The sequence below is a fragment of the uncultured Tyzzerella sp. genome, from assembly GCF_963558545.1.
Classification (GTDB): domain Bacteria; phylum Bacillota; class Clostridia; order Lachnospirales; family CAG-274; genus Tyzzerella.
This window is the reverse complement of sequence record NZ_CAUWHO010000027.1, coordinates 21,053-29,388: the sequence shown is the minus strand read 5'-3', so window position 1 is coordinate 29,388 and position 8,336 is coordinate 21,053. Positions and strand designations below refer to the sequence as shown.

The following is an 8,336-nucleotide window of genomic DNA, read 5'->3' as shown; positions in this document are numbered from 1 at the left end:
CTATTTAATAAACATTTCTTATAAACATCTATCTTTTTATTTGTAAAATATCTGTTATAAATACTGTTATTATCTATCATATAATTTCTATAAACTTTTTTGTTAAGTAGTATACTTTCATTAAATCTATTTTCAAATGTATTAAATAGTTTTAATATATTTTCTTTAAAAGTACTATTGTAACTCTCTTTTTTATTTAAATTTTCAAAATAAAAATATGTAGTATTCAATACTTTTAAATTTTTGTTTAATTTATTATAAATACTAGTTATTCTACTATTATAATTAATATTGGTAAATCCTTTAGTATTTTTAATTTTATTTTTATTAGTATAAAAACTTATATTTTTATAAATTCCTATATTCCCAATATTATAAAATGAAAAAAATAATTTATTATATATAAACCCACCTCCCCACCTCATTTATTAGCCTAAAATATCTTCCGCTTCTTTTTGTTCTTCCAAAAATTTATCTATAAAAGCTATTATCAAAGCTTTTTCTCTTATGTCCATATTAGCAAAATCTCTAGGCTTTATATTTAGTTTAAAAAGGGCAAAATAGGCATAGTTAAGCTCTGCATCACCCTTTTTAATTAGTTTTTTATATCAACAACCAATTCATCAATACTCTCCATAAACCCACTTATAATAAGTATTTCTTTTATAAGCTTTTCTATCTCACCAGCTAACAACACTTTATTTAAATACTGTTCAGGAGTACTAACATTTAACTGCTCCATACTTTTTATATCTTTAAAGCTAGGCTCCAATGTAGCCTCTATAATACAAAGGGTATTAAGTTTACCCTCATCAATAATAGCTTGTCCATTTTTATTTATAAAAGTAGCTTTTCTTTTCAATCTATTTAATTCTTCAAAAATAATAGGTTTTATTTTAAATTTCAAATTATCCCCATTTTCATCTTTCAAACGGTTAGATATTTCCACATAATGAGTTATATTATCAACAACATTAAGATTAAGTATTTCTTGTAAGCTAGACATACTTTCTCCTTTCTATTCTCCAACAACAGGTTTAAAACTTTCTAATATATCAATATCATTAAATGTAAAAGTCATTTCTTCATCAAGTTCAGTACTGTTTATATCAAGCTTCGCCATAGTAACATTATCAATATTCACTTGTTTTAATGCAATGCTTTGTCTTTCTATATCACTAGAAGGGTCCTTATTTTCAACAACTATTTCAAAATATGTATCTTTTCCTTCTTTTATATATTTAAGCATAAGCTCTCTAAATTTAGATGTAGAGTAATAAACAGTCATTTTACCAGTTCCAATCCAACCACTAGATTTATGCTTAGTACCAGTCTGCCCAAGTACTTTTATTTCTCTTTTAGTCTTTTTAATTTTAGCCTCTATATTTTTTAAATATAAAACTTCTTCTTTTTTTCCATCAATATCTACATAGCAAGTGCCTAAAGCACCATTAATAGTATCCCAAGCTTTTAAAGTAGCCATATATTCCCTCCTATTCTATAATACATTTCATATAAAGTTTGTCCATACTAGCTACAGGCTCTATCATTAAATCTACAATAACGTCACCTTTTTCAGTTCCCTTTTTAATATTTATATCCTCAGGAGAAAAATTGTTAATAGCTCTAATAGCTTGTAGTTGATTAAAATAATTTATAAGTTCAGACTTAAATATATCTCTACCTAAATTGTCATTTTGTATTTTACCAAGGTAGTAATCATTAAAAATTCTTGCAACATCATTAGCAGTAGAATCTAATACTCGTATAATTTGGTTATTGCTAAAGTCCGAATTTTTATCAGAAGAAAAACTAACAAAAGTATTAATATCTTTTAAAACTTTAATATTATTAATATCATAATAAAATACAAATTCTCCATTGTTAATAGCCTCTTTTAGCTCATTGTTAGAGTATTTAGCATTAAATTCATATTCTCCATCATATACTTTGTTAGTTAAACTTTGGTTTATCTCCGCACCCGCTAAAGCACCACCAACCCAGTATACAAGGTTTTTATCATTTTTAACACTAATAACCCCTTCAAAGTCAGCCTTTTTATAATTATGTAAAACAGTAGTTATTTTTACCCCTTCTTCATCTCTAAGCCTTTTAGTAAAACTTTCAAAAAGTCCTTTTGTTTGTTCATCTTCTCCATCGTAAATAATAACATTAAAACTTTCGCTCTCAATAAGAGATAAAAATTTACTATATTCACTATTATTAATTTCTCCATCTGTACCCCCAGAAAGATTAGTTCCGGCATTATCTTCAAATGCACCAGTACCAGAAAAACTAACAAAATCATTTTCAACAATTTCTTCTATGTTGGTTGCTATTATCTCATCTACTATAATATTATCTATATAAGTATAAATAGTATGGCTACTATCATCTACATTAGATGCTATTTTTATTTTTATATTGTTCCCTCTAGTACCAGAATATTTAGAAGTAACAGTTAAACTCCCAATAGTAGCTTTAGCCTTTTCACCTGTCCCAAGTCTATAATATTTTATTTCTTTTGCATTTTTAAAGGCCTCTCTAAAAGGTCTCAATTTTTCACTAGTGTATTCATATCCAAATATTTTTAAAGCATCTTTTTGGAAATCTTCATTAGTTATAGTAACTATTTTGTTCTCAATACCCCAGTTATTTTTTAAAGCCATAGCCATAACACCTCTATCGGCAATAGTACCAAGTGCTCTAGCTTTAGATATAAAGTTTATATACGCTCCAGGCAAAATTTTATTATATGTTAAAAAAGTTCCTCCAGTTGCCATTATAAAATCACCTCCAGATATTTTCTAATAATTTTTTCAACATCAGTTTTACTATACATTTCATTTTCTTTTAATAACGTATTTATTAAATCTTTCTTATCTTTATATAAATCACTTTTTAAAAATTGTTCTTTGTAAAATTTTTTAATTTTTTCTGCCATAATACCTCCTTAAATATATAGCTTTTGCATTTTATCTGTTTCTTCTTTTTTAAATACATAAAAATTATATTCTACAAAAAATTTAATAGCTCCATTTTCTATATATCCTTCCATATTTTCCCCTTTTATAAATCCTTTTTCAAACTTTAACATTATAAGCTTATCATATAAAATATTTAATATATTGTTAAAATCATCATTTGTATTATAATTTTTTTTAGGAAAATATGTTATCTCTATCTTATTAAAAATTTTATACCTGTTAGATAAATGTCTTTGTTCCTGTGTTTTTATACATCTTACACAAAAACAGGGTAATAAAAACCCCTGTTTTATGTGCTCTACATATATATTAGGTTTATTAAATATACTATATATTTGATTACTAATTGCATCTATAAGTTTTTGTATAATAAATATCCCTCCCAAATACCTAACCAATATTATCAAATATATCAAGCATTATTTCTTGATGATTTGAATATATAACGGGTTCTCCACTGTTTTTATACTTAGTTATCTTTCCATTTTGATTTACTTCTATTATAGACCCAGCTTTTATTTTTATAGTATTATCTAAAAATATCTTTACTTTTTGAGTTATAATATTATTAAAAGTATCTTCTTTAGATGCTAAAATATTAGAACTATTATTGTAATATGACACCCTACAAGCTAAATTGTCATATTTTATTCTAATATTTTGTTTTATTGCTTTGCTATTTTCATCTATAAAGTTTTCATATTCATATATTTTACATCTACCTATATATAACTTACTAAGAGCATTTTTTTTATTAATATTTACCATACAATCTGTTTGTACCTGTACAGTAATCTCTTTTTATATAAAAAGTAGTTAATAATATCTTGAAAATTCATATTTTTATTTTCAAAGTAAGTTACAGAGGTATCACCTTCTTTAATACTTTTTATAGCACTATCTAAAGATATATCACTTTCCAAATTAGATGATTTAACAAGCATCAAATATTCACCTATAACAATATTAATAAATATGTCTTCTATAATAGAAAAATCAATAAAGGGATTTATTTCACATTGGATAAAATTTTTAACAGAATTAATAGCCATAAGAATAATTTTTTCAGATAAATAAGTATCTTTAATAGAAAGATTTAAACAGTTTAATCTATCAGATATTTGATAAATAATATTATTCATAAAATACCTCTTAACCTTTAGATATAATTCTAGCTATAGGTATAGCCTTATCTTCTATAAACGCCCCATTTTCAACGTCTTTAACTAAAGACCAGTTACCGCCATTTTCAAGTTCTGCATCAGTAGGAGATAAACTGCTTTGGTGCTTTTTAGTATAGGAAATACCAAAAGGAGCAAAACATTTTCTAGTTCTAGCATATAAAGTATCTTGTCCACCATTTGTCTTAGGGTCCCTATTTATTTCATAAGGTACTTTAGCACCAATATTTTCAAAATCAATAGCACCTTTACCTAATATGTAAGTAGTATATTTTTTTTCACCGTCATCTTCAACAGGCATACTGTCATCAATTAATACTATTTTTCCATTTAAAGTAGCAAGTCCTAAATCTCTTTGTATGCCATTTTTGTCAGTGTATTTCAAGTAATTAAGTAAATTTAAATTTTCTAAGTTAGTAGCAACCACACTATGCATAATAACAATAGAAAATTTAGTTTTATTATCACCGCAAGCCTTTTGTATAGCAGTATTAAGCGTAGTAACATCTATTTTAGGATTTTCAAGGGCAGATATATCATAAGTGTGGTTATCTACAAAATTCTGATTTTTACCACCAGTCATAGAAAATATACCTTTTAATATAGCAAGTAAAGTTTTTTGGTCAATCTCATCAAAGTATTCATTTACTTGTTTTGCAACATTAGACATAAAGCTAACGCCACCTGTTATATCCTCAGAAAAATCATCTTCAAGCCAAGCATTAGCTCTACCAACAACTACAACACCACGTTCAAAGGTTTTAGTTGCATTAGGTACAATATCTGTTTTCCCATCATAATTTAAAGCTTCTCCACCTATCCTTCCATACATAGGTAAAATAGCATATCCAGTACCTCCTTGAGAGGAAAATGCTCTTTTTATTTCTGCATTAGGCTTAAGAACAGCAGATTTTATTAATTCATTTTTTTTAACATTAGGTAAATTCTCTATGTATTTACCAAATGCTACCTGATTAAAACTTTTATGATTAAATTCTCCCATATTTCAACCTCCTAAAAAATACCTTTTTCATAATATTTACAAAGTTCTTCATAGCTTAATTGTCCTCTAGAAATATTTTTACCACTAGACTCTATCGGCTTAAATCCTGTTATTTTATTATCTTCATCTTCGTTAAATAAAAATTTAGTTTCTTCGTTGTTTTTAAGTTCATCTATCATATTTTTAATAGCTTTTTCATCTATATTTTTACTGTCTAGCTTATTAAAATCTATTAAAGCCATAGTAGCCTTAATATTTTTAGCTTTAGCCATAAAAAGCTGTCTTTCCACAGTCATTTTAAGCTCTAGCTCTAATATTTTATTTTCATATTCTTTAGTTTTTTCTTTCATTTTTTCAAAAATATATTTTTCTATTTTACAATAAATTTCTTCGGCTTTAGGCTTCTCTATACCTAAATCCATTAAATATTTAATGTCCATAAAAGACCTCCTTTTTTATTTAATCCCACCCACCCAATTCTCCAACCTTTAAAATTTTTTATTTATTTTTCATTTTTTAGTTTATTAATTTCTTGTTTTATATTAGATACCCAAGGATGCATACTAATAATAGTTTCTTTCGATATAATTCCCATAGATTTCACACAATTATTAATGGCTTCTGTTTCATTTATTAAAATATCTTTGTTAAATATTACATCTATATCTATATTGTTAAAATCCTTTTTATAAATATAAGTAAAATATTTTTTTATAAACCAAAATAACATTTCAAAAGATGCTTGAAACTCTGTTTCCATAAGGCTAGCATCTAGGTCAATATCTGCATAAGCACTTTGTATATTCATCTGATTAGGATTTTGTCCCATTTTATCATCTTTGCAGTCATATCCTCTAGCATTTTCTATTATAGCCTTTTTTAAAGCTCTAGCAAGGACTTCATAATTGTTACTATCAATATCTACTTTTAATGACTCTACCCCTCCTTCATTACCATCTATAGTTTTTACTTTTACAACGCCATATTCAGACAAATTTTTTCTAAATTCAGATAAATTAGTTCCGTCATAATTTTTAAGTACAAGAATAGTATTTCTAGCATCTTCTTGCATATTGTTCATAAAATCACTTCTAATGGTATTTAAAGAATCTTGTAAAGTTTTTACTCTTTTTATTAAAGGAATTTCTTTAGAATTAAATTTAAAAGATACCACAGGAATTTTATTCCAGGATAAAGGAAAGTTATAAGAATTATATATATAAGGTTTAAAACCTTTAGATTTATCTAATATTAATTTTTTATCATCCAAAATGTAATATTGTACACCACTTTTAGTATATAGCTCTACTTGAGTTGTAATATTTTTATTATTAAAATCATAATTTTCTATGTTATATATTCTAAGTAAACATTCTAATAAAGTATGTTCCTCATCTTCCCATATAGGTAGTATTTCATAAGGCTTAAATCTTTTAAAGCTAATGTTTCCATTCTCATCAAAAAATATATAAATCCAACCAATACCACAATTAATACAATCTTCACCTATATTTTTAATAAGACTATAAAATGATTTTCCACATATTTTATTGATACTGTTCATAAAATTTTCATCATCACAATAAATTGTAATAGGTTTAGATAATAAATAACTATTTTTCTGGTCAACTATTCTAGCATACTGATTATCTACTATTCTATTATTAGGTAAATTATCTATTTCTTCTTTGTTACCATCTTTACCAATTATGGTACGCTTTCTTTTTAAAATATCGTGGTTACCTTTATAATATTCCTCACCTATCAACATATTTTTTCTTTGTTCAGAGGATAAAAACTCTAATATATTTTGTTCCAAAAATTCAATAAATGCCTTTTCGTTCCCAAATCTATTTATAATTTTATTTGTTTCATATGTTTCAAAATTCGGTTCAAGGTTCATAAAAACCTCCTTTATAATTTTCATTTAAAGCTAAATCTATCATCTTTATTTATAGATTGTATAGCATATCGCATAGCATCTAAAAGATGATTATAGTCATCTATAGGCCTATTAATAGTTTTTCCCATTTCATCTTTTTTCCATATGTAGTTACATATTTCATTCAAAAAGTTTTTGCATTTAGGGTGTATAACTATCTTAAAATCTTGTATATATTGTATACCATTATTTAAACTATCTTTGCCCTTTTTAGCTGCTCTTATTTTATTCATACCAAGCTCTCTAAGTTCTTCTATACTTTTAGGCTCAGCAGAATCAGCTACAATAATTTCTTTAATATATCCCATATTAAATACTTCTTGATATATTTTAAAATTGGTTAAAGCCTTTTTATAAAGTTCGTCAAATACATAAATCTCTTTAAGTTCTAAATCTACTAACCCACAAAATAATGCAGTTGGGTCATTAGTATACCCAAAATCAAGTCCAAAAATAGAAATAATATTTTCTCTATTTTTTATTTCTTCTACGTTAAACTCTAGTTCAAGGAAATTTTCATATACAAGCCCTTGTGTTACACCCCATTCACCAAGACCAGCAACTTGATATCTTCTAGGATTATTTTTTTTCATATCCTCAAACATTTTTTTATCAGCATTATCAAGCCACTCATTAATCATATAATTAGTTGTAATAGCTAATATATCATTATCTTCACAATCAAAAAATCTTTTTTTAATCCAATGTTTTTCATTCCAAGGGTTAAATGTTAATGTAATCTGCTTAAAAAGTCCTTCTGGTACCTTTCCTCTAATACTTTCTTGTAAAATATCAAAATCTTCCTCATTGTCTATCTCATAAGCTTCCTCTATCCATAACCAACATAAAACACCTTTTTGTGTTGTAATAGATGTTATTTTTAAAGGGTCATCAAGTCCTCTAAAATATATTTTTTGGTTTGTTGGCAAGTATATAATTTCAAGAGGAGATGTTTTACATTCCCAATATTTAGATACCCCAAGGGTATGTATTGCCCATTTTAATTCAGCAAAACAACTATCTCTAAGAGTATTATAAGTTTTTCTAACTACTAAAAGATTAGCGTCTTTATATTGCATTATTCTAAATATAAAATTTAAAGCAGTTGTTTTAGATTTTTTACTAGCTCTAGAACCTTTGCATACTCTAAATCTTCCTTTAAAGTACCAGTATTCTTTGTATCCTTTTCCAACTATATCTGGTAAGTATATTTTATTTTCCAT

General features: G+C 25.8%; 12 protein-coding genes. All 12 read right to left on the bottom strand.

What is annotated here, in order from left to right:
• Window positions 1-230, bottom strand: a 230-nt coding sequence (locus R5Z65_RS05825) for a hypothetical protein (protein ID WP_317367746.1), incomplete at its 3' end; no start/stop codon positions are given.
• 365 nt (window positions 231-595) lie between these two features.
• Window positions 596-1,006 (bottom strand): hypothetical protein, encoded by a 411-nt coding sequence (locus tag R5Z65_RS05820; RefSeq protein WP_317367745.1) that lies wholly within the window; start codon window positions 1,004-1,006, stop codon window positions 596-598.
• Window positions 1,007-1,018: 12 nt separating this feature from the next.
• Entirely contained in the window at window positions 1,019-1,483 is a 465-nt protein-coding gene (locus tag R5Z65_RS05815; RefSeq protein ID WP_317367744.1) for a phage tail tube protein, read from the bottom strand.
• A 10-nt stretch (window positions 1,484-1,493) separates the two neighbouring features.
• Entirely contained in the window at window positions 1,494-2,783 is a 1,290-nt protein-coding gene (locus R5Z65_RS05810) for a phage tail sheath C-terminal domain-containing protein (protein ID WP_317367742.1), read from the bottom strand.
• Window positions 2,783-2,944, bottom strand: coding sequence for a hypothetical protein (locus tag R5Z65_RS05805; protein ID WP_317367740.1), 162 nt, complete (start codon window positions 2,942-2,944; stop codon window positions 2,783-2,785). Before R5Z65_RS05805 ends, R5Z65_RS05810 begins: the two co-directional genes overlap by 1 nt.
• A 9-nt stretch (window positions 2,945-2,953) precedes the next feature.
• Window positions 2,954-3,373, bottom strand: a complete 420-nt coding sequence (locus R5Z65_RS05800) for a DUF6838 family protein (protein WP_317367738.1) — start codon at window positions 3,371-3,373, stop codon at window positions 2,954-2,956.
• 4 nt (window positions 3,374-3,377) lie between these two features.
• Window positions 3,378-3,755 (bottom strand): hypothetical protein, encoded by a 378-nt coding sequence (locus R5Z65_RS05795; RefSeq protein ID WP_317367736.1) that lies wholly within the window; start codon window positions 3,753-3,755, stop codon window positions 3,378-3,380.
• Window positions 3,749-4,129, bottom strand: a complete 381-nt coding sequence (locus tag R5Z65_RS05790; RefSeq protein ID WP_317367734.1) for a hypothetical protein — start codon at window positions 4,127-4,129, stop codon at window positions 3,749-3,751. The genes R5Z65_RS05795 and R5Z65_RS05790 overlap by 7 nt, the downstream gene beginning before the upstream one ends.
• A gap of 10 nt (window positions 4,130-4,139) precedes the next feature.
• Window positions 4,140-5,171 carry a major capsid protein gene (locus R5Z65_RS05785; protein WP_317367733.1) on the bottom strand — a complete coding sequence of 344 codons (1,032 nt, stop codon included), beginning with the start codon at window positions 5,169-5,171 and terminating at the stop codon, window positions 4,140-4,142.
• An 11-nt stretch (window positions 5,172-5,182) separates the two neighbouring features.
• Window positions 5,183-5,611, bottom strand: a complete 429-nt coding sequence (locus R5Z65_RS05780) for a phage scaffolding protein (RefSeq protein ID WP_317367731.1) — start codon at window positions 5,609-5,611, stop codon at window positions 5,183-5,185.
• 62 nt (window positions 5,612-5,673) lie between these two features.
• A complete protein-coding gene (locus tag R5Z65_RS05775; protein WP_317367729.1) occupies window positions 5,674-7,074 on the bottom strand; it encodes a phage portal protein in 1,401 nt (466 codons plus the stop codon).
• A 20-nt stretch (window positions 7,075-7,094) separates the two neighbouring features.
• Window positions 7,095-8,336: a PBSX family phage terminase large subunit gene (locus tag R5Z65_RS05770; RefSeq protein ID WP_317367727.1), complete on the bottom strand. Its 1,242-nt coding sequence runs from the start codon at window positions 8,334-8,336 to the stop codon at window positions 7,095-7,097.